This is a genomic window from Rhizobium sp. WW_1 (assembly GCF_003610155.1).
In the GTDB taxonomy this organism is placed as follows: domain Bacteria; phylum Pseudomonadota; class Alphaproteobacteria; order Rhizobiales; family Rhizobiaceae; genus Rhizobium; species Rhizobium tropici_A.
Window position 1 is genome coordinate 825554 of the sequence record NZ_RAIN01000001.1, and the last position, 23771, is coordinate 849324.

Annotated in this window: 23 protein-coding genes; 9 read left to right on the forward strand and 14 right to left on the reverse strand. The window is 61.5% G+C overall.

Annotated elements, in window-relative coordinates:
• The first annotated feature begins 42 nt into the window (after window positions 1-42).
• From BJ928_RS03900 to BJ928_RS03910, 3 genes are all read left to right on the forward strand, one after another.
• Entirely contained in the window at window positions 43-1416 is a 1374-nt protein-coding gene (locus BJ928_RS03900; RefSeq protein WP_047627935.1) for a glutamate--cysteine ligase, read from the forward strand.
• A 134-nt stretch (window positions 1417-1550) separates the two neighbouring features.
• Entirely contained in the window at window positions 1551-2420 is an 870-nt protein-coding gene (locus tag BJ928_RS03905) for a DUF937 domain-containing protein (RefSeq protein WP_047627936.1), read from the forward strand.
• Window positions 2421-2546: 126 nt separating this feature from the next.
• Window positions 2547-3425, forward strand: a complete 879-nt coding sequence (locus BJ928_RS03910; RefSeq protein WP_047627938.1) for an aldo/keto reductase family oxidoreductase — start codon at window positions 2547-2549, stop codon at window positions 3423-3425.
• Between the two features lie 9 nt (window positions 3426-3434).
• On the opposite strand, the gene BJ928_RS03915 is transcribed toward BJ928_RS03910, so the two are convergent.
• The 3 genes from BJ928_RS03915 to BJ928_RS03930 all read right to left on the reverse strand — a co-directional run bounded on the left by BJ928_RS03915 (window position 3435) and on the right by BJ928_RS03930 (window position 6256).
• The gene (locus BJ928_RS03915) at window positions 3435-5033 is read right to left on the reverse strand and encodes an ABC-F family ATP-binding cassette domain-containing protein (RefSeq protein ID WP_047627940.1); all 1599 of its coding nucleotides are present in this window, start codon (window positions 5031-5033) and stop codon (window positions 3435-3437) included.
• Between the two features lie 150 nt (window positions 5034-5183).
• On the reverse strand, window positions 5184-5765 hold the full coding sequence (locus BJ928_RS03925; RefSeq protein WP_047627942.1) for a dienelactone hydrolase family protein: 582 nt from the start codon (window positions 5763-5765) through the stop codon (window positions 5184-5186).
• A gap of 191 nt (window positions 5766-5956) precedes the next feature.
• Window positions 5957-6256: a DUF1127 domain-containing protein gene (locus tag BJ928_RS03930; protein WP_047628785.1), complete on the reverse strand. Its 300-nt coding sequence runs from the start codon at window positions 6254-6256 to the stop codon at window positions 5957-5959.
• A 199-nt stretch (window positions 6257-6455) separates the two neighbouring features.
• Here BJ928_RS03930 and BJ928_RS03935 point away from each other — a divergent pair, with 199 nt between their 5' ends.
• Entirely contained in the window at window positions 6456-7409 is a 954-nt protein-coding gene (locus tag BJ928_RS03935; RefSeq protein ID WP_047627944.1) for a LysR substrate-binding domain-containing protein, read from the forward strand.
• Between the two features lie 139 nt (window positions 7410-7548).
• On the opposite strand, the gene BJ928_RS03945 is transcribed toward BJ928_RS03935, so the two are convergent.
• The 5 genes from BJ928_RS03945 to guaB all read right to left on the reverse strand — a co-directional run bounded on the left by BJ928_RS03945 (window position 7549) and on the right by guaB (window position 12015).
• Complete coding sequence (locus BJ928_RS03945; protein WP_047627947.1) at window positions 7549-8178, reverse strand: TetR/AcrR family transcriptional regulator; 630 nt, start codon at window positions 8176-8178, stop codon at window positions 7549-7551.
• Window positions 8179-8388: 210 nt separating this feature from the next.
• The gene (locus tag BJ928_RS03950) at window positions 8389-9270 is read right to left on the reverse strand and encodes a dienelactone hydrolase family protein (protein WP_047627948.1); all 882 of its coding nucleotides are present in this window, start codon (window positions 9268-9270) and stop codon (window positions 8389-8391) included.
• A 145-nt stretch (window positions 9271-9415) separates the two neighbouring features.
• The gene (locus BJ928_RS03955; RefSeq protein ID WP_047627950.1) at window positions 9416-9838 is read right to left on the reverse strand and encodes an MAPEG family protein; all 423 of its coding nucleotides are present in this window, start codon (window positions 9836-9838) and stop codon (window positions 9416-9418) included.
• Window positions 9839-9936: 98 nt separating this feature from the next.
• A complete protein-coding gene (locus BJ928_RS03960; protein ID WP_047627951.1) occupies window positions 9937-10527 on the reverse strand; it encodes a hypothetical protein in 591 nt (196 codons plus the stop codon).
• Window positions 10528-10530: 3 nt separating this feature from the next.
• The gene (guaB, locus tag BJ928_RS03965; RefSeq protein ID WP_047627953.1) at window positions 10531-12015 is read right to left on the reverse strand and encodes an IMP dehydrogenase; all 1485 of its coding nucleotides are present in this window, start codon (window positions 12013-12015) and stop codon (window positions 10531-10533) included.
• Window positions 12016-12323: 308 nt separating this feature from the next.
• Between guaB and BJ928_RS03970 the strand changes: the two genes are divergently transcribed.
• Window positions 12324-13211 carry an alpha/beta hydrolase gene (locus BJ928_RS03970; protein WP_120296454.1) on the forward strand — a complete coding sequence of 296 codons (888 nt, stop codon included), beginning with the start codon at window positions 12324-12326 and terminating at the stop codon, window positions 13209-13211.
• A gap of 68 nt (window positions 13212-13279) precedes the next feature.
• Here the strand turns inward: BJ928_RS03970 and BJ928_RS03975 are convergent, their stop codons facing one another.
• Complete coding sequence (locus BJ928_RS03975; protein ID WP_047627955.1) at window positions 13280-14152, reverse strand: MBL fold metallo-hydrolase; 873 nt, start codon at window positions 14150-14152, stop codon at window positions 13280-13282.
• A 445-nt stretch (window positions 14153-14597) separates the two neighbouring features.
• On the opposite strand from BJ928_RS03975, the gene BJ928_RS03980 reads away from it, so the two are divergent.
• Window positions 14598-16028: an MFS transporter gene (locus tag BJ928_RS03980; RefSeq protein WP_047627956.1), complete on the forward strand. Its 1431-nt coding sequence runs from the start codon at window positions 14598-14600 to the stop codon at window positions 16026-16028.
• An 80-nt stretch (window positions 16029-16108) separates the two neighbouring features.
• On the opposite strand, the gene BJ928_RS03985 is transcribed toward BJ928_RS03980, so the two are convergent.
• The 5 genes from BJ928_RS03985 to BJ928_RS04005 all read right to left on the reverse strand — a co-directional run bounded on the left by BJ928_RS03985 (window position 16109) and on the right by BJ928_RS04005 (window position 20605).
• On the reverse strand, window positions 16109-16846 hold the full coding sequence (locus BJ928_RS03985; RefSeq protein ID WP_047627958.1) for an RlmE family RNA methyltransferase: 738 nt from the start codon (window positions 16844-16846) through the stop codon (window positions 16109-16111).
• Window positions 16843-18414 carry a Ppx/GppA phosphatase family protein gene (locus BJ928_RS03990; protein ID WP_047627960.1) on the reverse strand — a complete coding sequence of 524 codons (1572 nt, stop codon included), beginning with the start codon at window positions 18412-18414 and terminating at the stop codon, window positions 16843-16845. The genes BJ928_RS03985 and BJ928_RS03990 overlap by 4 nt, the downstream gene beginning before the upstream one ends.
• A gap of 145 nt (window positions 18415-18559) precedes the next feature.
• Window positions 18560-19363 (reverse strand): anti-sigma factor, encoded by an 804-nt coding sequence (locus BJ928_RS03995; RefSeq protein ID WP_245432225.1) that lies wholly within the window; start codon window positions 19361-19363, stop codon window positions 18560-18562.
• The gene (locus BJ928_RS04000) at window positions 19356-20000 is read right to left on the reverse strand and encodes an RNA polymerase sigma factor (RefSeq protein WP_047628788.1); all 645 of its coding nucleotides are present in this window, start codon (window positions 19998-20000) and stop codon (window positions 19356-19358) included. Before BJ928_RS04000 ends, BJ928_RS03995 begins: the two co-directional genes overlap by 8 nt.
• Before the next feature lie 62 nt (window positions 20001-20062).
• Window positions 20063-20605 (reverse strand): hypothetical protein, encoded by a 543-nt coding sequence (locus tag BJ928_RS04005; RefSeq protein ID WP_047627962.1) that lies wholly within the window; start codon window positions 20603-20605, stop codon window positions 20063-20065.
• Window positions 20606-20801: 196 nt separating this feature from the next.
• Between BJ928_RS04005 and BJ928_RS04010 the strand changes: the two genes are divergently transcribed.
• From BJ928_RS04010 to BJ928_RS04020, 3 genes are all read left to right on the forward strand, one after another.
• Complete coding sequence (locus BJ928_RS04010) at window positions 20802-21854, forward strand: type III polyketide synthase (RefSeq protein WP_047627963.1); 1053 nt, start codon at window positions 20802-20804, stop codon at window positions 21852-21854.
• On the forward strand, window positions 21854-22351 hold the full coding sequence (locus BJ928_RS04015; RefSeq protein ID WP_047627965.1) for an isoprenylcysteine carboxylmethyltransferase family protein: 498 nt from the start codon (window positions 21854-21856) through the stop codon (window positions 22349-22351). Before BJ928_RS04010 ends, BJ928_RS04015 begins: the two co-directional genes overlap by 1 nt.
• 119 nt (window positions 22352-22470) lie before the next feature.
• Entirely contained in the window at window positions 22471-23718 is a 1248-nt protein-coding gene (locus BJ928_RS04020) for an FAD-binding oxidoreductase (RefSeq protein ID WP_047627967.1), read from the forward strand.
• Window positions 23719-23771 lie beyond the last annotated feature (53 nt).

Below are 23771 nucleotides of genomic sequence, written 5' to 3' on the forward strand. Positions count from 1 at the left end.
TGCGGCTGGCGTGGGTTATCCTCCGAGATCTAAGGTAATACCATGGCGCGCGATACTACCGACCAGACTCCGCTCTCCTCGGTCTCGGAAATGACGGCCTATCTGGCCGCCGGCAACAAGCCGGAGGAGAAATTCCGCATCGGCACCGAGCACGAGAAATTCGTGTTCTTCCGCGCCGACAACAGCCCCGTACCCTATTTCGGCGAAGCCAGCATTTCCGCGCTCCTCAAGGGGCTGCAGAAGAAGAGCGGCTGGGACCCGATCATGGATGGCGAGAACATCATCGGGCTCGGTGAACCCACAGGCATGGGCGCGATCTCAATCGAGCCGGGCGGCCAGTTCGAACTGTCAGGCGCGCCGCTCGAAACCATCCACGAGACCTGCAAGGAATCGAACAACCATCTGGCCACAGTGCGCGAGATCGCCGAGCCGATGGGCATCCGCTTCCTCGGCGTCGGCGGCAGCCCGAAATGGACGCTTGCCGAAACGCCGCGTATGCCGAAATCGCGCTACGAGATCATGACCCGTTATATGCCGAAGGTAGGCACCAAGGGTCTCGACATGATGTACCGCACCTGCACGATCCAGGTGAACCTCGACTTCTCGTCGGAAGCGGACATGCGCCGCAAGATGCGGGTGTCGATGAAGCTGCAGTCGCTGGCAACAGCGCTCTTTGCCTCCTCGCCCTTCACGGACGGCAAGCCGAACGGTCTTTCCTCCTGGCGTGGAGAGATCTGGAAAGATACCGACAACCGCCGCGGCGGCCTGCTCGACTTCACCTTCCGCGACGATTTCGGCTTCGAAGATTATGTGAAGTGGGCACTCGACGTTCCCATGTACTTCGTCGTTCGCGACGGTCGCTACCATGACTGCACACACGTCACCTTCCGCCAGTTCATGGACGGCGCGCTGAAGGGCGAAATCGCCGATTGGCAACCGACCATGGGCGACTGGACAAACCATCTCTCGACGCTCTTCCCGGACGTGCGCCTCAAGCGCTTCCTCGAAATGCGCGGCGCCGACGGCGGCCCCTGGCGCCGCATCTGTGCGCTGCCGGCCTTCTGGGTCGGCCTGCTCTATGATGACGAGGCGCTGACTGCGGCCGACGAACTGACCAAGAACTGGAGCTTCAACGAGGTCAACGCGCTGCGTGACATCGTGCCGGTCGAGGGTCTGAAAGCCACGATCAAGGGCCATAACCTGCTCGATGTCGCGCGCGAAGTTGTCGGCATTTCCCGCCTCGGCCTGAAGAACCGCAATCGCTTGAACGGTGATGGCCAGGACGAGACCGTTTTCCTCGCGCCGCTCGACGAAGTGCTCGCCAAGAAGGGAACGCTCGCCGACGATCTGCTGATGCTCTACAACGGCCGCTGGAACCAGTCGGTCGAGCCGATCTTCGAGGAATATCAGTACTGATAGCCAACGACCTGCCGTCGAAACCTGATGGTGCGGCGGCAGAAACCGGTATGCGCCTCCCTTTTTCCGCGATACTATCGGAATCAAGCGCCGCCTGATTCCGAAGCGGCCTCATAGCGGGGAAAGGGACTTCGATGCTGCCACTCTTCGACATGATGATGCAGGCACAGAATGGCGCCGCAACGGAGGCCATGGCCAAGCAGTTCAATCTGGCGCAGGAGCAGGCGACGAAGGCGATGGCCGCACTGATGCCTGCCTTCTCTTCCGGCTTCAAGCGCAGTGCCACCGATCCCTATAATTTCATGGGCGTGATGCAGGATATCGCATCCGGCAACTATGCCAAATATTTCGAGGACATGACCAAGGCCTTCACGCCTGAAGGCATCGCGGACGGCAATGCCGTGCTGGGCAGGCTGTTCGGCTCGAAAGACGTTTCCCGCGCGATCGCGGCGCAGGCCGCGCAGATGACCGGCATTGGCCAGGAAATCTACAAGCGCATGCTGCCCGCCATGGCCGATACGCTGATGGGCGGCCTGTTCAAGGAAACCAGCGGCCAGATCCCGCCGATGACCAACCCCTTCCTCAACACCGATATGGGCGCGGTGATGCAAGGCTGGCTGCAGAGCATCGGTTTCGCACCGAAGCAGCAGCCGACGCCGCAGGCGAGCATCTTCGACAATCCCTTCACGCAGGCAATGGAGCTGATGTTCGGCGCCGATGCCGTCAAGCGCGAGAAACTGGCGCAGACCAATCCCTTTCTGGACAATCCTTTCGCCAAGGCGTTTCAGGATATGATGAAAAACTTCCCGATGGCGGCCGAGCCGCCAAAGGAAGAAGCGAAAGCCAAGCCCTCCGCCGGCGTCGACATGGCCGCCTATACCGACATGTTCAACGCCATGTTCGACAGCGGCCTTGAAGTGCAGAAGACCTATCAGAAGAACATGGAAGCGATCTTCGACAGCTATTTGAAGGGTCAGGACAAGCCTGCACCGAAAGCGGAATGAGGCGCGGCACGTCCCTTTCGGTCTATATGGGCTGTTCGTAATTCTGCACAGCCCGTGCGCATTGCGCCCAGTTATCACACATTGAGACGAGGCCTATTTCTGTTTTCTTCTCGAAAGGAGATAGCCATGTCCAGCATCGATCAATCAGGCAGTTTCACCCTTGGGGACCGTAGGGTCAAACGGCTTGGCTACGGCGCCATGCAGCTCGCAGGCCCTCACGTCTTCGGGCCGCCGAAGGACCACGACACCGCGCTCGCAGTCCTGCGCGACGCCATCGCCTCCGGCGTCAACCATATCGACACCAGCGATTTCTACGGTCCACATGTGACCAACCGGCTGATCCGGGAAGCGCTACATCCCTATCGAGACGATCTCGTCATCGTTACCAAGATCGGCGCGCGCCGGGGCACGGATGCCTCCTGGCTGCCGGCTTTCTCCGCCGACGAGTTGAAGCAGGCCGTGCATGACAATCTGCGCAACCTGCAGCTCGACGTGCTCGATGTCGTCAATCTTCGCGTCATGCTCAACCCGTATCAGCCGACGGAGGGCTCGATCGAGGCGCCGCTGACCGCCCTTGCGGAACTCCAGCATCAGGGCCTCGTGCGTCATATCGGATTGAGCAACGTCACGCGCGGCCAGATCGCCGAGGGCCGCACGATCACAGATATCGTCTGCGTACAGAACCTCTACAATTTGGCCCAGCGCACCGACGATGCGCTGGTCGACGAACTCAATCGCGATGGCATCGCCTACGTACCCTTCTTCCCGCTCGGCGGCTTCTCGCCGCTGCAATCCTCAGCCCTGTCAGATGTGGCCACGCGCCTGAACGCGACCCCGATGCAGGTGGCGCTCGCCTGGCTGCTGCAGCGCGCGCCCAATATCCTGCTTATTCCGGGAACGTCGTCGCCCGCCCACCTCAAGCAGAATATTGCAGCCGCCGAATTGAAGCTGCCGGAGGATGCAGTCGCCGAACTCGACCGCATCGCCAGCGCCGACCACGCCTGACGCGACCTCTCACCTATCCGAGACGGTTCGGGCCGACAGCTCGAGCCGTCTCTCTATGCCGATATTGTCGAGAAATACCTCATCGTGGCTGACGACCAGAAGTGCGCCGTCATAGGCGCTAAGCCCGGCTTCGACCGCCGAAACGGAATCGATGTCCAGATGGTTGGTGGGCTCGTCCAGAATCAGCAACGACGGCGGCACCAAACCGCCGAGCACGCAGGCAAGCCCGGCACGCAACAATTGCCCACCGCTCAGGCTTGAGACGATCTGCAGCGCTGCATCGGCCCGGAACATGAAGCGCGCCAGGGCGGCTCGGCAGGCATTCTCATCCGCATCCGGATTGATCCGCCTGAAATTGTCGCGGATCGAAAGCGACGGATCGAGAAGGCTCACTCGCTGGTCCAACAAGGCGAAATGGACGACCCGCACCGTTCCGCTCCACGGCTTCAGCCCGCCGGAAACCAGCGCCAGCAGCGTCGTCTTGCCGGAACCGTTCGGTCCGGTGATGGCAACGCGTTCCGGCCCGGTGATGATGAAATCGAAATCGCGCAGGATCGGCCGTTCGGGCTCGTAACCGGCAGTCACGCCCTCCATCTTGAGGACGATCCTGTTTGCCGGAAGTCCCGAGGTCGGCAGCTTGACAGTCAGGGGTTGGAGGATCTCGATCTTTTCGCGGGCGGCGGCGGCATCCTGCAGGGCCTGCCCACGGCGCCGTTCGGCAAGTCGCGTGTTCTCGGCGCTCGTCATCTGCGCTCGCTCCTTCAAGCCGCCGAGCATAATGCGCGGAATGCCGCCCTTGGCCGCCATTTTCCGACCGGCCTTGTCCCGCCTCGCCTGCCGCTCGACGGCCGCCTGCGCGCTTCTTTCCACTTCGGCGACACGCTTTTCCGCCTCGACGAAATCGTGCTCGGCGGCTGAAAGCTCCAGCGCCTTGCGTTCGCGATACTGGCTCCAGTTGCCGCCGTAGCGCGAGGCGCCGAGCGATGTCAGCTCAACGATCGCATCCATGGTATCGAGCAATTCGCGGTCATGACTAATGACGATCGCGCCTGCCCTCCAGCCTGCGAGCAGATCGATGACCGCCAAGCGGCCGTCGCGGTCGAGATTGTTGGTGGGTTCGTCGAGAATGAGGAAATCGGGATCGTCGACGATGAGAGCTGCCAGACCGCAGCGCGTGCGCTGTCCGCCCGACAGCGTCACGAGAGGCGTTTCCGGCGCAACATCTAGTTCGACGCGATCGAGTGCCGAGGCGATACGCTGCTCGAGCGTCCAATCGGCCGAAGCGAGCTCTTCATTCGTCGCCTCGCCCGCTTCCGCACGCTTCAGCATGGCCAGCGCCTCGCTTGCGCCGAAAAGGTCGGCGACGGTTTCTTCCGCCTCCACCTGCACGCTCTGGCGCAGGATTCCCAATCTGCCGCTGAAGGAGATCGTGCCGGATTGCGGCTGCAGCTCGCCGGAGACGAGTCTGATCAGCGTCGTCTTACCAACGCCGTTGCGGCCGACAAGGCCGGTGCGTTCGGCGCCGAAACTCAGATCGAGATTGGAAAGAAGCGGCCGGCCGTCAGGCGTGGACCACGAAAGATTGGATAGAACGATGGATATGGGCATGAACAAGAATTTCCCCGATGACAAGGCTGAACGGCGTTGCGGTCGAGGTGAATTTCATTGCTGCACACATCCTGTTGGTATTGCTGATGTCCGTAAGCTAGGCGACAAGCAGCTTCAGTTCAAGCCCGGCGCGCAAAGTCCGGGCCAAGTTCAACCCTTGGCATCAATGGCATCAAGGAAGTCGATAACGCGCTTCCAGGTGAGATCCGCCGCCTTGGCGTCATAATCGGGCAGGCTGGCATCGGTGTAGAGGTGGCCGCCGCCACCCGGATATCGGAAAATCTCGGCAGCGGTTCCGGATTTTCCGGCTGCCTGCCGCCAGGCGGCTACATCCTCCTCTGGTTCGAACGGGTCGGGTTCGGCCAGATGCAGCTGCAAGGGCAAGCCCTTGCGTGCATTCCCGGCGATCGGGGCGATGCCGTGCAAGAACAGGATGCCCGCGGTCCTCTCCCGCTTAGGCCACAGGTTTGACGCGACCCCGGCGCCCATCGAAAATCCCGCGAGCACGGTCGAGGCCGGCAGCCCCGCCAGCGCCCATTGCGCGCGCTCGCAAATCGTCTGCCAACCGATCTCGTCCTTGAACTCGAAGCCCTCTTCGATCGATCGGGCAATCAGCCCTTCATAGAGATCCGGCGCGAAGGCCTTGTGCCCAGCGGCCTGCGCGCGCTCGACAGCCTCATGTTCGAGCGGACGCAAACCATAGACGGAGTGGAAGAAGATCACCGTTGCCATCGTCGAATCCCTGCTGTTTCGATTGGGCGGTAAGATAAGACAGTTGTGCCCGGAGGCAACTTGTCCGCGCATGATCCGCCAGAGAAACAATGCCGCAGAAAGAAAAAACCCGGTGCTGGCCCTTGGGCCGAACACCGGGAAAGAGGCAGGGCTTATTGGCTATCACCCTGCGGGGAAACTGTTGTCCGACATCAACCGCTAAAGCTGCTGAAGGCGGAGAGGCGCGTGCGGCGACGCGCGGAATGGGTCAGATGGCTGGACGGGTCCTCGAAGAAGGTCGAGGTGGTCAGCGCCGCCCTCAAATCCTGCCTGGTAAGGCCGATGTCCCGCAGCTGGCTGTCGTCGAGCTCATTGAGATAGTCGATCTCCTGGCGATTTCGGATTGCGCGCCAGATGGAAGCGAGATTGGCGACAGCGAGCATCATCCGCGCCGTCAGCGACAGCGATGGCGTTGCAAGGCCGAGGTCAAGGGTCCGATCTGTCGTGCGCATTTCCATAATCCTTTCCTTGGGCACACGCGAGCCAAGCCCCTCCCCGGTGTTCCGGAAAAGGGCGTAGGCCGGGAGGAGTTCGACAGGGTTTGCTGTTCGATTGGTATGCTGAATTGCATTCAGAAGATGCCAAAGGCCTATTGATCAGTCCAACGAATGTTTCTAATGATAACTATCAAACTCCTTTATAGGTGAACCCATGTCCGCGCCGCTTGATATCGATCAGTTGCAGACCTTCATCGCAATCGTGGATTCCGGCAGCTTCACCAAAGCGGCGGACCGAGTGTTCAAGACGCAGTCGGCGGTTTCCATGCAGATGCGCCGGCTGGAAGAACGCGTCGGCAAGCAGCTTTTCATCAAGGACGGTCGCGGCAACCGGCTGACGGCCGAAGGCGAAAAGCTTCTAAACTATGCCCGCCGCATCATCCGCCTGAACAACGAGGCGATGGCGGCCTTCGACGACAATCGGCTTGAAGGCACGCTGCGGATCGGCACGCCGGATGATTACGCCGACCGCTACATGCCCGAAATCATCGGTCGCTTTGCCAAGACGCATCCGAATGTCGAACTTTACATCGTCTGCGAGCCCTCTGTGGATCTTGCCGAGCGCATGCATCGCGGCGAGCTCGATATCGCACTCGTCACCCACAATCCGCGTGAGCGCATGTCTGATGTGGTGCGCACCGAGCCGCTCTGCTGGGTCGGCTCGGCCAATCACCCGCTGCGCGACGACGCGCCCATTCCGCTTGCGGTCGGTCGGCGCGATTGCCAGTGGCGACAGCTTGCCTGCTCGGCGCTCGATGCCGGCGGCCGCGACTATCAGATCCTGTTTACCAGCTGGTCCTGTACCGTCGTTGCCGCAGCCGTGCTTGCCGGCATGGCGGTTTCAGTCATGCCGGAATCGGCTTTGCGAACCGGCATGAAGGTGCTGACGCAGGCAGACGGCTTCCCGCCGCTGCCGCCGGTGCAGATCGGCATCATGAAGCGGGCCGGTCTCTCGGCGTCGCTGATGAACGCCATCACCGCGCATATATCGGCCTGTCTCGACAACATCACGCCGGCCGCGGTGGACGACGATCTCGATGGCGAAGTGAAGACCTATACGCGCTTCTATCCGCGGCTCCGCGCGGGACATATCCTGCCGGGCTGGTGAGCCAAGAAACCCACCAGCCGGTTACCTTTGGCTGCGATTAGAGCGGTTCAGCTTTTCACGGAATCTCTGAACCGCTCTATCTTTTTGTTTCAACGCAATTCCGGACGGAAAACCGCTGCGCACTGTTCCTGGAATTGCTCTAGATCGGCTCCGCCAGCAGTGTAGCGCGAATGACTTGTTTCCATTCGTGCAGCATGCGCTTTGCCATGTCATCGTCGCTCATGATGGCAAAGCGGACGGATGCTCCGATCAGATGGCTGAAAAGCTGCGTACGCGCCTCGAGGTCGATGCGGCTTTCGGCCGGCAGGAAAGGCCGGATGCTTTCGAGGAACATTTCGGCGACGCGATTGCTGTGCTCTATGTTGAGCTTGAGGATATCCCTGTCGATATCCGTACCGAGCCAGACACCAAGATAGGCAGGATCGCTGCGATACTCGCGATAGTACCAATCGATCATGCCGCAAGCCAATTCGATGGCGTGATCGAGCGACGTCACGACGGAAAAGGCTTCTCTGACCTTTTGCTGAATGCGGTTGGAATGCCGGTCGAGCAGAGCCCTGACGATCGCCGCCTTGTCCGGAAAATACTGATAGACGGAGCCGATCGGGATCGTGGCAACGGCAGCCAGTTCCGTCATCTTCATGCGGCTCACCCCCTTTTCGGCAATCAGCGCGGCCGCGACGGAGAGGATGGCATCGACACGTTGGATACTTCGCTCCTGCTGTGGCCTTTTTCGGAACGTTACGCGGTCAGGGTTATTCGGAGTCATTCTTTACCCGTTTCATTATCATACTGAACGGCGCTCACGCGCGACAGACGCTATGACATCAGACGCGTTCAATGCGCGTAAACGGGAAAAGTTCAATTTTAATCATCACTTAGGAGCAGCGAGCGAGCCCCGGAAAACGAGGCCGAAACATGGTTTCGACCCCGTAACCAAGCCATGACCGACACGCCGGCATCCGTGATCTGTGTCGTTCTAGGACACGTATTTCTTCAGGAATTCGACTGTCCTGCTCCAGGCGAGATCGGCCGCCTTCTTGTCGTAGCGGGCCGCCGACGTGTCGTTGTTGAAGGCATGGTTGACGCCGTCATAGACGAAGATTTCGAAGGTCTTGCCACCAGCCTGCAACTCCTTGCGATAGGCGTCGATGCCGGCATTGATGCGATCGTCCAGCCCGGCATAGTGCAGCAGGAGGGCCGCCTTGATCTTCGGTACGTCGCTTGCCGGTGGCTGCGCGCCATAATAGGCGACGCCTGCCTTCAGCTCCGGCGAGACGGTCGCGAAGCGATTGACGAGGCCGCCGCCCCAGCAGAAGCCGACGGCACCGACCTTGCCGGTAGAGCCATCCACCTTCGCAAGATAGCTCAGGCTCGCCTCGGCATTGTCTGCCGTCACTATCGGATCGAGATTGGTGAACATATCCCGCGCCTTATCTTCATCCTCGGGCGTGCCGCCGAGAGGAGAGAGGAAATCGGGCGCCAGTGCCACGAAGCCTTCCAGCGCCATGCGGCGGGCGACATCGCGGATATGCGGATTGAGGCCGCGGTTCTCGTGGATGACGATGATGCCGCCGAGCTGGCCGCTCGCATCCTTCGGGCGAACGAGATAGCCCTTCATTTCGCCCTTGCTGCCGGCATAGGTCACGTCCTTTGCGTCCAACCTGCTATCATCGGCGGCAATGACCTCGGCGCTTGCCTTGTTGGCGGCAAGCAGAGGCGCGATGGCAGCGGCGGCTCCTGCCGAGCCCGCGAGTTTCGTCAGCTTTTCCATGAAACTCCGACGATCGAGCGTCAGATGCGTGTATTCATCATAGGCGTTGATCATCGCCTGCGTCACGATGGGCTTTTCCGTCGTCATGATCCTGTTCTCCCCGTTTCCCCGGCAGCAGGCAGCAAATGGCCAGCCACCCGCTGACAAGATAGGTCAGCGGGCAGCAGCGTGACGGTCAAGGAAAAACACAAACGCGTGAGCGCGGGTCGTTACCCCGCTAACACGCATAGCATCAGGAGAAGGCGAGCCAGATGCCAAGCCAGCCCCACATGCAGACAAGGGCCGCAAAGCCGAGAGCAAAGAGCGGGCTGCGATAGCGCAGGTCATTGCTCGTGACATGCACATAGGCGTGCGCATAGCGCGTAACGACGAAGATCCAGGCGAGGATCACCGCCACCAGGTTATCCGCCTGCGTGGTGTAGAGCACGATGCAGCAGGCATGGAAAAGCAAAGGGACTTCAAACTGATTTGCAATGCTGTTGCGCACCACCAGGCTTTCCGCCGGCTCGTTCGCCGCATGGTTCTCGCGAAATTGTGCTGGCTGGATGCGCCCGGTCTTCACCAAAACGCGGCGGCGCCATCCGAGGAGCGCGTAGAGAATGAACACCAGCACAGCATGCGCCACCATGGGCCAGAACATTTCATAGCCTGTCACGCTGCCAACTCCCTTCGAATTTCCGAAAGCTATACAGTAGATCTAAAATGCTACAGCGACCTTTGCGCCTCACGTATGACGCGCGGCGCTGTAGTCGATCAGGACGGTCTGGAGCCGTCCTGCGAGAGGTAGCGAAAAATCGCGAACCGGGCCAGCAGAATAACGGTAACCACAAGCGTCAGGAATTTCAGCCTGACGATAACGGGCAGAAGGCTCGCAAGCAGCGAAACCGTAGCATCGGAGGGCGTTGCCGGCGGGTAAAGCATGAGGCCGGCAATATTCTCGGCATAGTCGACGACCGTATAGAAGATCGGCAGGCAGAAAATGACTGCCGTCGCGCCGGGCGGGATCGGCCGGCCGAAGAAAAAGCCGCCCGGACCGACCAGCCGCATCAGGCAAAACAGCAACCCACCCAACACCAGCGGGAAGACCAGCTCCGGTCCGAGATACATGGAATGCAGGATCGAGGCCGGATCGGGATGATCCTTGAGATAGCGCAGCATGGCGACGACGTCTTCGCTCTCGTAGCCGCCGATGCGTGTATCGAGCATCGACTGGCCAGCTGCGGCAGCGCTGAACGCCCTGGCAAAGCCGGCATAGATCCACGCGAAGAGTGCCAGGGAAAGAGCCGCAAGGATCGCCGCCAGACCCTGCAAGGATCTGGCATTGCCCGAAGCGCGATCTGCCATGGATCAGCCGCCTGCGCCCGGATAGTTCGGGCTTTCGCGGGTGATGGTGACGTCATGCGCATGGCTTTCGCGCAGGCCCGCGCCGGAGATACGCACGAAGGTTGCGCGCTCCTGGAAGTCCTTGAGGTCGGCGCCGCCGACATAGCCCATCGCAGCCTTGAGGCCACCTGCGAGCTGGTGCAGCACGCCGGAGACGGAGCCCTTGTACGGAACCTGGCCTTCGATGCCCTCCGGCACGAGCTTCAGCGTGTCGCGGACCTCGGCCTGGAAGTAGCGGTCAGCCGAGCCGCGCGCCATGGCGCCGACGGAGCCCATGCCCCGATAGGCCTTGAAGGAGCGGCCCTGGTAAAGAAACACTTCGCCCGGGCTCTCGTCCGTACCGGCAAGCAGCGAGCCGATCATGACAGCCGATGCCCCGGCGGCGATCGCCTTGGCAAGATCGCCAGAGAATTTGATGCCGCCATCGGCGATGACAGGGATGTTCTGTTCGCGCGCCGCTTCGACCGCCGACATGATGGCGGCAAGCTGCGGCACGCCGACGCCGGCGACGATGCGGGTCGTGCAGATAGAGCCGGGACCAATCCCGACCTTGACGGCATCGGCACCGGCATCGATCAGCGCGCGCGTGCCGTCATAGGTGGCGACGTTGCCGGCCATGATGCGGACCGAGTTGGACAGCTTCTTGACGCGGGTAACGGCATCGAGAACGCGTTGGGAATGGCCGTGGGCGGTGTCGACGACCAGAAGGTCGACGCCGGCCTCGATCAGGCGTTCTGCACGCTCGAAACCATCGTCGCCGACATTGATTGCCGCAGCAGCGCGCAGGCGGCCCTGCACATCCTTGGAAGCGTTCGGGTTGAGCTGCGACTTCTCGATGTCCTTGACGGTGATCAGGCCGACCAGACGACCATCGCCGTCGACAACGAGCAGCTTTTCGATGCGATGCGTGTGGAGCAGGCGCTTGGCTTCCTGCTGCTGAACGCCGTCCTTGACCGTCACGAGATTTTCGCGGGTCATCAGTTCGTAGATCTTCTGCTGGGGATCGGAGGCGAAGCGGACGTCGCGATTGGTGAGGATGCCGACGAGGCGATGCGACTTCTCGACGACCGGAATGCCCGAAATGCCGTGCGCCTTCATCAAGGCCAGCGCTTCGGCAAGCGTCGCATCCGGACCGATGGTGACCGGATTGACCACCATGCCGCTTTCGAACTTCTTGACCTGGCGGACCTCTTCGGCCTGCTGCACCGGCGTCAGATTGCGGTGGATAACGCCGATACCACCGGCCTGGGCCATGGCGATCGCCAAACGGCTTTCCGTCACCGTATCCATCGCCGCTGAAATGATCGGCAGGTTGAGATCGATATCCTGGGCGATGCGGGTGGCGACATTCGTCTGGCCGGGCATGACCTCGGAGTGCCCCGGCTGCAGGAGCACGTCGTCGAATGTCAGGGCATCCAAACCGGTTGGCGTTTCAATAATGCGTGCCATGGCCAATTCCTTCGTCTGTGAAAAACAGGAAAGCCCGGAACGAGTCGTCTACCGGGCGATCTTGCAAGTGTTGCTTGGAAGTTGGCGAGGGCTGGTAACACGTCTATGACAGGAAGGGAATAGCAAAAAGCGCGGGGCAGATATGCCAAGCCTTGGCATGCTCGCGCCCGGACAGTCGCTCCGCCGGGAACCGACCCGGCAATGCACTTTTCATGCCGCGCAAGCTGAAGATTTCCGGTTGTCGTCAAAAACCGGTTTTGTCATGTTGGAAAAATCACATGCGCCTTTGGTCGGAAGAGGAACGGCACATGAAGAAAGTCACAGCCGGCATTCTGGAAATTGCCTATCGTGAAAGCGGACCACTCGACGGCCAGCCGGTGATCCTTTTGCACGGCTTCCCCTATGACATTCATGCCTATGACCAGGTTGACGAGCAACTTGCCGCAGATGGATGGCATTGTTTCGTGCCGTTTCTGCGTGGATTCGGCTCGACACGATTCCTTTCTGACGAAACCTTCAGGTCGGGAGAGCAAGCCGCTCTGGGTGCAGACCTTCTGGCTTTCATGGACGCGCTTGGCATCTCTTCGGCAACACTTGGCGGCTATGACTGGGGCGGCCGAGCGGCTTGCATCGTCTCAGCCCTCTGGCCCGAACGCGTTCGCGGGCTGGTAAGTTGCGGGATGGGATACAACATCCAGAACATCGCCGCCGCCGGACAGCCCGCGCCAGCGGAAGAGGAATATCGCTACTGGTATCAATATTACTTCCATTCGGAACGTGGCCGAAGGGGACTGACCGAAAGACGCCGCGAGCTTTGCCGCTTTATCTGGCGTCTCTGGTCGCCGACGTGGATCTTCGATGACGCCACTTTCGAACGAAGCTTTCCGGCATTTGAAAATCCGGATTTCGTCGACATCGTCATTCATTCGTATCGACACCGGTTCGGCGGCGTTCCTGGAGATCCGGCGCTGCAATCCATCGAGGCCGAACTCGCCAAGCAGCCGGATATCGCCGTGCCGACCTTCGTTCTGCAGGGCGCGGACGACAGCGTGGACCCGCCTGACGCGGTCGATCATGCCGCGCGCCACTTCAAGGCGTCATTCTACCGACGGCGCATCGTTCCTGGGGTCGGGCACAATTTGCCACAGGAGGCGCCTGCCATATTTGCAGACGCCATCCGTTCCGTTTCACGATAGGGTAACGTTCTCTCCGTTACCGGCCCTTGAGCTGGTTCTCTACCGTCGAGGGAGAGTAACCTCAACCCTCACAGGTCGAGCTGATAGGTTTTCGGAATGTAGCGGAAACCTTCCGCCTGCTTTTCGACGAAGCCGACCGCGGGGAAAGGCATGTGGAAGCCGAGGAAGGGAATGCGGTCGGCGGCGATCATGTCGAAGATGCGCCGGCGTGTCTTTGCGGCCTGCGCCTTGTCCACGTCGAAGCGCACTTCCCAATCCGGCCGGCCGAGCGACAGAATATAGTGGTTGGCGGTGTCGCCAGTCATGACCAGTTGCTTGCCGTCGGACTCCAGATGAAAGACGAGGTGGCCGGGCGTGTGGCCCGGAGCCAGCATGGCGGTCATGCCGCTGACGATCTGGTCGCCATCCTTGAGGAAGGTCATCTTTTCGGCGAAGGGCACGACATTGGCGAGCACGGCCTTGTGACCACCTTCCGCCGGCGTTCCCTCGCGCGCCTTGTCCGTCCAGAACGCATATTCGATCTCGCCGGTGACATAGCGCGCATTCGGAAAGGCCGGAGCGCCCTCCTCCATCATGCCGCCGATGTGGTCGCCGTGCAGATGCGTCAGGGCGACGACAGTGACCTGCTCGGGCGTATAACCTGCAGCCTTCAAGCCTTCGCGAAAGCGGCCTAGACCACGACCGCGACCGGCCGCACCAATTCCGGTATCGACGACGATCACGTCGGAGCCGGTATCGATGATGGTGGGCGCGTAGCTGTTGACCAGCTTTTCCGTCGGCAGGAAATTCTGCTCCAGCAGTTTGCGCACGGTGTCGGGCGCCTGGTTCGAGCCGAAGATCTCCCACGGGCTCTCCGTGATATTGGCGCCGTCCTTGACGACGGTAATGGTAGAGTGTCCCAATTTAAACTGGTGCGTGTCTGGGGGTAGGACGGCAGTCATGAACTCACTCCTTGTGCTGATGCGCAGCGTAAGCTGCACCTATCGTCATCGCTGGCGGCAACGGTTCGGAAAGGCGTCGTCGCGACCGCAATTTTGGTCATGACAAGACAATCCAAATCCGCTAATAGACCGGGCGACGTTTTATGCGTTTAGCATTTCCATGCTCTTAGCATATGTCAAATCCTGCATTCCACCCCATGCGGCAGCGGATATCACGAAGACGTGATCCCCAAGCCCTAATGGAGCAAAATCCGGGATTGGCAGCGGCCTCGCATAAGACTACAGAGCGGCTGATCGCCCTACAGCGCCGCGCGTCACATGTGACACGCAAAGGTCGCTGTAGTACTTTCAGTCTGCTGCATAATTCCTGAAATCGATTCCGATTTCAGGAATTATGCAGTGGGCGGCAGCCTTCCCGAAGACAGATCTATCAAGGCAGATGCCTATGAATCGCATCGTTCCATTGATCCTCGCCGTCGCCCTTTTCATGGAACAGATGGATTCCACCGTCATCGCGACAGCGCTGCCGGCCATCGCCAACGATCTCCATGTCGGCCCGATCACGCTCAAGCTCGCGCTGACCTCCTACATGGTGTCGCTCGCCGTGTTCATCCCGATCAGCGGCTGGATGGCGGATCGCTTCGGCGCGAAAAACATCTTCCGCATCGCCATCTGCGTCTTCGTCATCGGTTCCATCATGTGCGCTGCCTCCGGCGGCCTGCTGGAATTCGTCTTCGCCCGCTTCCTGCAGGGTGTCGGCGGCTCGATGATGACGCCGGTCGGGCGCCTCGTGCTGGTGCGCACCACGCAGAAGAGCGATCTGGTGTCCGCCATGGCGCTCCTCTCGATTCCCGCGCTCGTCGGTCCGCTTGCCGGCCCACCGCTCGGCGGCTTCATCACCACCTATGCCTCCTGGCACTGGATCTTTCTCATCAATGTTCCCGTCGGTATCCTCGGCGTCATCCTGTCGTCGATCTTCCTGCCGGACGTGGAAGCGACCATGCCGCCGAAGCTCGATGTCATTGGCTTCCTGCTGACGTCCTTCGCGGCCTCCGGCGTCGTGTTCGGCATGTCGGTCATCAGCCTGCCGGCGTTGCCGCCCTATGTCGGCATTACCGCCGTCGTCATCGGCTTTATCTGCGGCTTCCTCTATGTCGGCCACGCCCGCCGCCATCCGGCGCCAATCCTCGATCTCACGCTGCTGAAGAACGCCACCTTCCGCGCCTCGGTGACCGGCGGTACGTTGTTCCGCATCTGTATCGGCGCCATGCCCTTCCTGACGCCGCTGATGCTGCAGCTCGGCTTCGGCCTCAACCCGTTCCAGTCGGGCCTGATCACCTTTGCCGGCGCGATCGGCGCGATTTCTACGAAGTTCATCGCGCGGCGCGTCTTTACCGCCGTCGGCTTCAAGACGGCACTGCTTTCGGCCGCAGCGATCACCACCGTCACCACGATCTGCACCGGCTTCTTCCAGCCCTGGACGCCGCATATCGTCATCGTCGCCATCCTGCTGATCGGCGGCTTCTCACGCTCGTTCTTCTTCACCGGCATCAATGCGCTCGCCTTCGCCGACATCAGCGACAAGCAAGCGAGCCAGGCAACGTCAATGAGCTCCGTCATGCAGCAGATCAGCCTGGCACTCGGCGTCGCGGTCGCCGCCATGATCCTGGAAGCCTCGACCTTCTTCAGCGGCACGGAACTGCAGGTGCGCGATTTCCACATCGCCTTCTTCTGCATCTCGATCCTGACCGTGGTTGCGACCATCCCCTTCATCCGGATGGACCGCAGCGCCGGCGCCATGGTTTCAGGCCACAAGGCCGGCCTCAAGCGCGTCGATGCGCTGCAGCCGCAGGTGCAGCAGCCGGCCGCGAAATGATGGCACGATCCTCGTTACGCTTCGGCGCGGCCGTAGTGTAATGAGGGTTTCGTCGGTCTATCGATTGAGAATCGCCGGGTTTAGCGCTCGGCGACGGATTGTTCTTCTTCCGTCTCGCCTTCCGGCTTCCGGCCCTTGAAGCCCTTCGCCAGCAGGAACATTTCTACCGACTCGGCCCTGGATGCGCCCGGCTTCACATGGATGACCTGGCGGAAATTCTGCTTGAGGAAGGTCAGCAGATCACGCTCCGTGCCGCCCTGGAAGGTCTTGGCAAGGAAGTGTCCACCTTCGGCCAGCACCTCGACCGCGAAATGCGCGGCGACTTCGCAGAGATGCATGGTCCGCAGGTGGTCGGTGCGGTGATGACCCGTGGTCGGCGCGGCCATATCGGAAAGCACGAGATTCGGCGTACCGCCGACAGCCTCGATCAGCCGCTGTGGCGCATCCGGTTCCAGAAAATCGAGCTGCAGGATGCTGACGCCCGGTATCGGCGCCATTTCGAGAAAGTCGATGGCGGCGACGCGGATGTCCTCTTCGGTCGAGTCGGTCACCTTGGCGGCGATCTGCGACCAGCTTCCCGGTGCCGCGCCCAGATCGATGATGCGGCGCGCACCCTTCAGGATCTGATGCTTCTCGTCGATCTCCAGCAACTTGAAGGCGGCGCGGGCGCGATAGCCCTCGAGCTGTGCACGCTGCACGTAGGGATCGTTGATATGCCGTTGCAGCCATTGCCGCGACGAAGCCTTCAGCTTCTTTTTCTTGACGCGCTGGCCGAGCTTGCGGCCCGTGCGGTTGCCGGCGATGGTTGGCTTGGTCACGTCTGCGGCCCCTTCATATCCCTCGGTCGATGACCCCGGCGCGAGCGGCCCCGCCGCCAGACGCCGTCGTCTGCCATCATGTCGGTCAGCAATCCCTCGCGCAGGCCGCGATCGGCAACGCGCATGCGCGGGCTCGGCCAGCGGCGGCGGATCGCCTCCAGAATAGCGCATCCCGCCAACACCAGATCGGCGCGATCCGGCCCGATGCAGGGATTGGCGGCGCGGCCGGCAAAATCCCAGGACAAGAGCTTCGCCTGCATCGCGCTCACTTCATCGTCCGACAGCCAGACGCCGTCGACCCTGCGCCGGTCGTAGCGCGGCAGATCGAGATGAACGCCGGCAAGCGTCGTCACCGTGCCCGAAGTTCCGATCAGATGGAAGTCGCCACTCTCGCGCGCCGCACCATTCACCGGCGGGCAATCGAAACGCTCGAGCATACGCTGGACCTCGCACACCATCGTTTCGAACAGCTCCGGGGTCACGTCGCGGCCGCCGTGCCGCTCCGAAAGCGTTACGACCCCGACGGGCAAAGAGGTCCAGTGGGTGATGTGATTGGCAAGCCGGCTGGAGCGATTGTCGCCGATACGTATGACAGCGATTTCGGATGAGCCGCCGCCGATGTCGAACAACACGACGGAGCGCGCCTCCGGCCCGACGAGCGAAGAGCAGCCGGAGACGGCAAGACGGGCCTCTGTCTCGCGGTCAATGATCTCAAGCCGAAGCCCGGTTTCTTCGGTCACGCGCGACAGAAACGCTTCGCCATTGTCGGCAGCGCGGCAGGCCTCGGTCGCGATCAGCCGCATGCGGCGGATTTCGCGCGTCTTCAGCTTGGCCGCGCAGATACGCAGCGCCTCCACCGCGCGATCCATGGCATCGCTGGACAGACGCCCGCTGGCACCGAGCCCTTCGCCAAGGCGGACGATGCGGGAGAAAGCATCGACCACCCGGAACTGGCCCGGGCGAGTCGGCTGTGCAATCAGCAAACGGCAATTGTTGGTGCCGAGATCAAGGGCGGCATAGAGGTCGAGCGGGCGGGGGTCGGCATCGGCATGGTGCTGCTGCCCGTCGCGTCGCGGCTGCGATTGTCGGTTCTGCCGATGATCGTCATGGGCGGGAGCGTGGGCACTTGCCTGCGCATTCGTCGGAGCAGCGATCTGCGCCGTCTTCTCATGCGCCAGCGGCCGACCCTGCAGGCCTCGCTTGCTACGATGCTTGCGCCGGCTCTTGCCGCTCTTGTGCGAAGAGGCATGGCCGTGATCCGGCGAAGCACGATGTTCCACCGGCGACGAAAGCTGCTGTGTTGAAGAGGCGGGCTGCGCACCACCCTGAACCGCGCCGCGCGCACGGCGTCGACGCTTGCGCTTTCTGGCCGGTGAACCGGCCTCATCCTCTGCTGGGCGTTGCACCACCTGGCCGGACTTGCCCGCCTGGTTGGCCTCCGCAGAATGAGCGTTCGGGCGGCCATGACCACGCTTACGCTTCGCGCGCCGGGAGGATTTACCCTTCCTGCGCTCTGCTGCCGACGCCCCGTCTGCCTGCGGCGCAGGGCCGCTTTCGGGGTCACTCACGTATCTTTTCCACCGCGCCGCGCAAGGCCTTGGGGGCATGCTGCTGGCGCTCGTTCGATTTTCGTTGGGCAAAGAATACCAGCAGGATGGGTTTTCGCCAAATTCTTTTTGAATTACGTGAATTTGGAGCCGGCGGAAGCAGCCATCAGGCGATCAAATGCGCCCTGACGTCGGCCGCGAGTTGCTGCATCCGATCGATCGGCGCATGGCCGATCAGCATGAAGGCATGTGTGGCGTTCGACCAATAGACGACATTCATGCCGCGGCGATTTTCCATGTCCGGCGCTGCCGCTCCTTTCGCGGATTGGACGATGCAGAGCGCCATCGGGCCGCTTTCCGGATCGAGATAGGCGATCTGGGCCAGCGGCTTGCCGTCATAATTCAGGATCTGGGCGCGCTTGAACTCGACGTCAGGCATCGCGATGACATCAGGCGTAAGCGGCAACCCCAGCTTGGCGCCGACGCCGTTCAATTGCGCCACCTGCTGCGCATGATCGCCTGCCGGCGCGCTCAGCGTGTCTGCCGTATAGAGCGACAGATATTCGGCAACCGCGGCTCGCCATTCGCTATCCTCATCCGGCTTCGAAAGGCGATGGCCGATGCCGATCACGGCGCGATCAATGGCGACGGCGGCCACGAAGCTTGCGGCTATTGCTGTCAGAAAGCCACGGCGGCCGATGCCGGCGGCCCAAACCTTGTTCTTCTTTGACGGGGGAATGGCGGCAAGCATGGCGTCCAGCTTCGCAGCCGGTGCTTCCGCAAGCATTGGCTGGAACGCCTCGCTGAAAGACAGCGTGCTGCGCGACAGAAAATCGAAACGCTCCGCTACATGCTCGTCATCGGCGATCAGCCGTTCGATCCGCTCGCGCTCGACCGCATCCAGCTCGCCATCGATGAAAGCGGTTAGCTGTTCGTCCGTCGGCATCTGTCCTTTGTTCAATTCACTCATTACCATTCCCCAGTCGCCCACCACCGGACGGTTTTCCGTCGGCCGCCACCCCCATGCCCTCGGCAAGCTTCGCCCTCGCCGCCGCCAGCCGGCTCATGACGGTGCCGATCGGCACCTCCAGCACCTCAGCCACTTCGCGATAGGAAAGCCCTTCGACATAAGCCAGGAAGACCGCGCTACGCTGCGCCTCCGGCAAGGCTTGCACGCGCTGCAGCACCTGTCCGGCGAGAACATGTGTTTCAGTCTCCTGCGCACCGTCGAACACCAGCGTCTCGTCGGCATCGACAAAACCCTGCCCCATGCGCACCCGGCGCGAACGGACCTCGTTCAGCCATATCGAATGGAGGATGGCAAACAGCCAGCGATCGAGGCGCGTTCCGGCGGTAAACTGGGCCGCCCGCTCCAACGCCCTGACGCAGGTCGCCTGCACGAGGTCATCCGCCACGTCACGCTGACGCGACAGCACGACTCCATAACGCCATAACCGCGTCAGGTGCTGGGACAGGCCTGCCCTGATATACTCTTCGCTCGCTATGACATCCTCCGCCGCATTCGCACGTCCGGGAGCCGCCGACCCTTTCGGCGGCTCCGTCGCTGTCGGACTATAAGCAGAAATAGTACCACGAGCGACCGGCATCACTCCCATATCCCTCGCAGAGCTCCTTGCTTATCGTCTTCATCACTGCCCTGGGCCTGCGCTTAGAGGCTGGACGGGTTGATGATCGCGGCGTGAAGGTCACGATATTCTTCGCAGCTCGTATTGCCGCAGAGCGCCTTGATCGTGTTCAACTGGTCCTTGGCGAGATCCATCCGGCCCTTGATGACATAGGCCTCGCCGAGATATTCGCGGACCAGCGTGTATTTCGGGTCCATCGCGACGGACTTCTGATAGTAGGAAATGCCTTCATCCGTGCGGCCGAGCTTGCGCGTAACATAGCCGCGATAGTTCAGCGCTTCCGCCGTATTCGGGTTCTTCATCGTGTCGAGAACCGCCAGTGCTTCCTGGTAGCGGTGATCCTTCTTGGCGAGCGAATAGGCATAGTCGGCGCGGTTTTCGTCGGTAACGTTGGCGCTCTGCTGCTTGACGCATTTCTTCGTCTTCTGATCGTAGATCTCGCCCTTCTTGCAGGTCGGCGTCGTGCTCGAATCGTCACCGGCGGCAAAGGCGGGAATGGCGAAAGCGCCGAGGGTCAGACTTGCGCCGAGGGCGATGGAAGCCAGGCGAAATGCTTTAGTCGTCATGGAATGTCTCCTTGGCAAATGAACGTTGCGAAGAGAGAACACACGGTCGGCAGCTTTTATTCGGGCGGCGCTCGGAATTTTTTCGGCGCACGCAAAGCCGGGACGCCGTCACTCTTTCGTGACCGCCTCAGCATCGAATAGACCATCCTCATCGCGTGTTTCCGTCCCATGCCCGTCAAGGGCGCAGGAGAAACCCGTGACCGATACCGTCAAACTTCTAAGCCTCGCCGTCGCCACACCCGACAATATCATCCTTCAAACGGACGCCGCCGAGACGGCGAGCCGCCTGTTTTCGGATCGCTTTCAGGACTTCAAATATCTCGCCCGCGTGTTCGAAAGCGCCGGCATCCGCAAGCGCCATGCGGCAAGACCGCTTTCCTGGTTCGAACAACCGCATGGCTGGCAGGATCGCATGGCCGCCTATACGGAGGTCGCCTCCGAGCTTTTCCAGCAGGCAGCAACAGCGGCGTTGCAACGCGCCAATCTGAAGGCCAGCGAAGTTGACTGCATCGTCACGGCATCGTCCACCGGGCTTGTGACCCCGAGCCTCGAGGCGAGGCTCGCAGGCAAGATGGGCTTCCGTCCAGATATCGAGCGCGTGCCGATCTTCGGCCTCGGCTGCGCGGCGGGCGTGTCCGGCCTTGCCATCGCCGCGAAGATGGCAAGAAGCCGGCCGGGCGCCGTCGTGCTCTTCGTGGCGATCGAACTCTGCTCCCTCGCCTTCCGTCTGGACGAACTGACGCGGCCCAACATCATTGCGACGGCGCTCTTCGGTGACGGCGCGGCGGCCTGCGTGCTGCGGACCGGTGACGGCGGCATCGTGGAAATCGAATCGACCGGCGAACATCTGTTTCCCGACAGTCTCGGCATCATGGGCTGGAAGATCGACGATACCGGTTTCGGCATCATCCTCGAACAATCGCTGCCGGACTTTGCCAAGACGCGTCTGAGGAGCGCCGTTGCCGGCATTCTGGAGCGATCCCGGCTTTTGCTCTCCGACATCGATCATTTCATCTGCCATCCCGGCGGCGCCAAGGTGCTGGCGGCGCTCGAAAGTGCGCTGGGCCTCGAAGAGGGCTCGCTCGATATCGAGCGCGAGGTGATCGGCGACTACGGCAACATGTCCTCGCCGACCGTGCTGTTCGTGCTGGAGCGCGCGATTGCGGCGGGATTGCCCGAACGTTCCGCCCTCCTCGCCATGGGGCCGGGATTTTCGGCAAGCTGCATCACCCTGAGGAGGGTCGCCTGATGCTCTGGCCTTCAATCGCGCTTCTTGTCTTCGTGACACTGCAGCGGCTGGCGGAGCTCATCTATTCCAGGCGCAATACCGCCTCCCTGCTTGCCCGCGGCGGGCGGGAATATGGGCGAGAACACTATCCCTTCATGGTGGCGATGCACGCGGCTTGGCTGATCGGATTGTGGTTCCTCGCCCTTGGCCGGCCGGTCGATCCCTTCTGGTTCCTGCTGTTCATGGTGCTACAGGCACTGCGTCTCTGGGTGCTGGCGACGCTTGGGGAACGGTGGACGACGCGCATCATCATCCTGCCGGGTGCTGCTCTCGTAACGACAGGGCCCTATCGTTTCCTCAGCCATCCCAACTATGCCGTCGTCGTCGGCGAGATCGCCGTGCTGCCGCTTACCTTCGGCCTGCCGCTCTACGCCGCGATCTTTTCTCTTCTCAACGGCATCATTCTTGCGATCCGCATCCGGGCTGAAAATGCCTGCCTGAGAGAGGCTACGGGCTGATCCGCATTTTTCCATTGCGCGGCTAAAATTTGGCAGGCATTTTCGATGCTTAGAGCGCGGTACCGGCGATGCCGAAGGACCGCGCGGCAATACAATGAGCATGCGGATAGCAGGGTAAGATGACAAAGGACGCAATCGTTCTCGGTGCCGGTATCGTCGGGGTTTCGACGGCAATCCATCTGCAGCGGCGGGGACGCCAAGTCACTCTCGTCGACAGGAGAGAGCCCGGCCGGGAAACCTCCTTCGGCAATGCCGGCCTCATCCAGCGCGAGGGCGTCGTACCCTATGGCTTCCCGCAGCAATTCGGCCTGCTGCTGCGCTACGCCTTCAACAATCGCGTCGATGCGCATTATCATCTGCGCGCCCTGCCCGCGCAGATCGCCTTTCTCGCCCGCTATTGGTGGAACTCCAATACCAAGCGCCACGAAATGATTTCGCGTGCCTATGCGCCGCTGATCGAGCATTCCGTCAGCGAGCACAACGACCTCATCGAAGCCGCCCACGCCGAGGAACTCATTCGCAAGAACGGCTGGGTGGAACTGTTCCGTTCGAACGAGAAGCGCGACGCGGAATTTGCTGAAGCCGAACGCCTTAATCGCGAATTCGGAATTGGCTATGACGCGTTGAGCGGCGCGGAGATCGCGGCTGCCGAGCCGCATCTCAGAGGCGGCTTTGCCGGTGCGCTGCGCTGGCGCGATCCCTGGTCCGTACTCGACCCGCATGGGCTGACATCAGCCTATCGCCGTTATTTCGAAAGCATCGGCGGTCGTGTGACGACGGGGGACGCCGTCTCGCTCGGCATGGCCGGCAAAGCCTGGAGAATGGTGACGGCGGATGGATCGATCGAGGCAGAGGACGTGGTCGTGGCACTCGGGCCCTGGGCCGATCTGGTGACGAAACGCTTCGGCTATGCCTTCCCACTTGGCGTCAAGCGCGGCTATCACATGCACTATGCGGCCGAGGGCAATGCGGTGCTCAACAACTGGACGCTGGATGCCGAGCGCGGCTATCTCTTGGCGCCGATGAGCCGTGGTATCCGGCTGACGACCGGCGCCGAATTCGCCCTGCGCGACGCGCCGAAGACGCCGGTGCAGCTCGACCGTGCCGAGGCCATTGCGCGCGATGCCTTCCCGCTCGGCGAACGGCTCGACCCGGAACCCTGGATGGGGGCGCGTCCCTGCACGCCCGACATGATGCCGATCATCGGCAAGGCGCCGCGTCACAATGGCCTATGGTTCGCCTTCGGCCACGCCCATCACGGCCTGACGCTCGGACCGGTGACCGGCCGCGTGCTGGCCGAGCTCATCACGGGCGAGAAGCCCTTTATCGATATCTCGGCTTATGCTCCGGGCCGGTTCGCACCCTGAGCTGCTCTATCGCATAGCCATCAAGCAATTTCGGACGGGAAACCGCTGCGCAC

Excerpts from the sequence above, each read along its gene's own strand:
- BJ928_RS03900 (WP_047627935.1), top strand. The coding sequence starts at position 43 with ATGGCGCGCGATACTACCGACCAGACTCCGCTCTCCTCGGTCTCGGAA.
- BJ928_RS03905 (WP_047627936.1), top strand. The coding sequence starts at position 1,551 with ATGCTGCCACTCTTCGACATGATGATGCAGGCACAGAATGGCGCCGCA.
- BJ928_RS03910 (WP_047627938.1), top strand. The coding sequence starts at position 2,547 with ATGTCCAGCATCGATCAATCAGGCAGTTTCACCCTTGGGGACCGTAGG.
- BJ928_RS03915 (WP_047627940.1), bottom strand. The coding sequence starts at position 5,033 with ATGCCCATATCCATCGTTCTATCCAATCTTTCGTGGTCCACGCCTGAC.
- BJ928_RS03925 (WP_047627942.1), bottom strand. The coding sequence starts at position 5,765 with ATGGCAACGGTGATCTTCTTCCACTCCGTCTATGGTTTGCGTCCGCTC.
- BJ928_RS03930 (WP_047628785.1), bottom strand. The coding sequence starts at position 6,256 with ATGCGCACGACAGATCGGACCCTTGACCTCGGCCTTGCAACGCCATCG.
- BJ928_RS03935 (WP_047627944.1), top strand. The coding sequence starts at position 6,456 with ATGTCCGCGCCGCTTGATATCGATCAGTTGCAGACCTTCATCGCAATC.
- BJ928_RS03945 (WP_047627947.1), bottom strand. The coding sequence starts at position 8,178 with ATGACTCCGAATAACCCTGACCGCGTAACGTTCCGAAAAAGGCCACAG.
- BJ928_RS03950 (WP_047627948.1), bottom strand. The coding sequence starts at position 9,270 with ATGACGACGGAAAAGCCCATCGTGACGCAGGCGATGATCAACGCCTAT.
- BJ928_RS03960 (WP_047627951.1), bottom strand. The coding sequence starts at position 10,527 with ATGGCAGATCGCGCTTCGGGCAATGCCAGATCCTTGCAGGGTCTGGCG.
- guaB (WP_047627953.1), bottom strand. The coding sequence starts at position 12,015 with ATGGCACGCATTATTGAAACGCCAACCGGTTTGGATGCCCTGACATTC.
- BJ928_RS03970 (WP_120296454.1), top strand. The coding sequence starts at position 12,324 with ATGAAGAAAGTCACAGCCGGCATTCTGGAAATTGCCTATCGTGAAAGC.
- BJ928_RS03975 (WP_047627955.1), bottom strand. The coding sequence starts at position 14,152 with ATGACTGCCGTCCTACCCCCAGACACGCACCAGTTTAAATTGGGACAC.
- BJ928_RS03980 (WP_047627956.1), top strand. The coding sequence starts at position 14,598 with ATGAATCGCATCGTTCCATTGATCCTCGCCGTCGCCCTTTTCATGGAA.
- BJ928_RS03995 (WP_245432225.1), bottom strand. The coding sequence starts at position 19,363 with ATGAGTGAATTGAACAAAGGACAGATGCCGACGGACGAACAGCTAACC.
- BJ928_RS04000 (WP_047628788.1), bottom strand. The coding sequence starts at position 20,000 with ATGCCGGTCGCTCGTGGTACTATTTCTGCTTATAGTCCGACAGCGACG.
- BJ928_RS04005 (WP_047627962.1), bottom strand. The coding sequence starts at position 20,605 with ATGACGACTAAAGCATTTCGCCTGGCTTCCATCGCCCTCGGCGCAAGT.
- BJ928_RS04015 (WP_047627965.1), top strand. The coding sequence starts at position 21,854 with ATGCTCTGGCCTTCAATCGCGCTTCTTGTCTTCGTGACACTGCAGCGG.
- BJ928_RS04020 (WP_047627967.1), top strand. The coding sequence starts at position 22,471 with ATGACAAAGGACGCAATCGTTCTCGGTGCCGGTATCGTCGGGGTTTCG.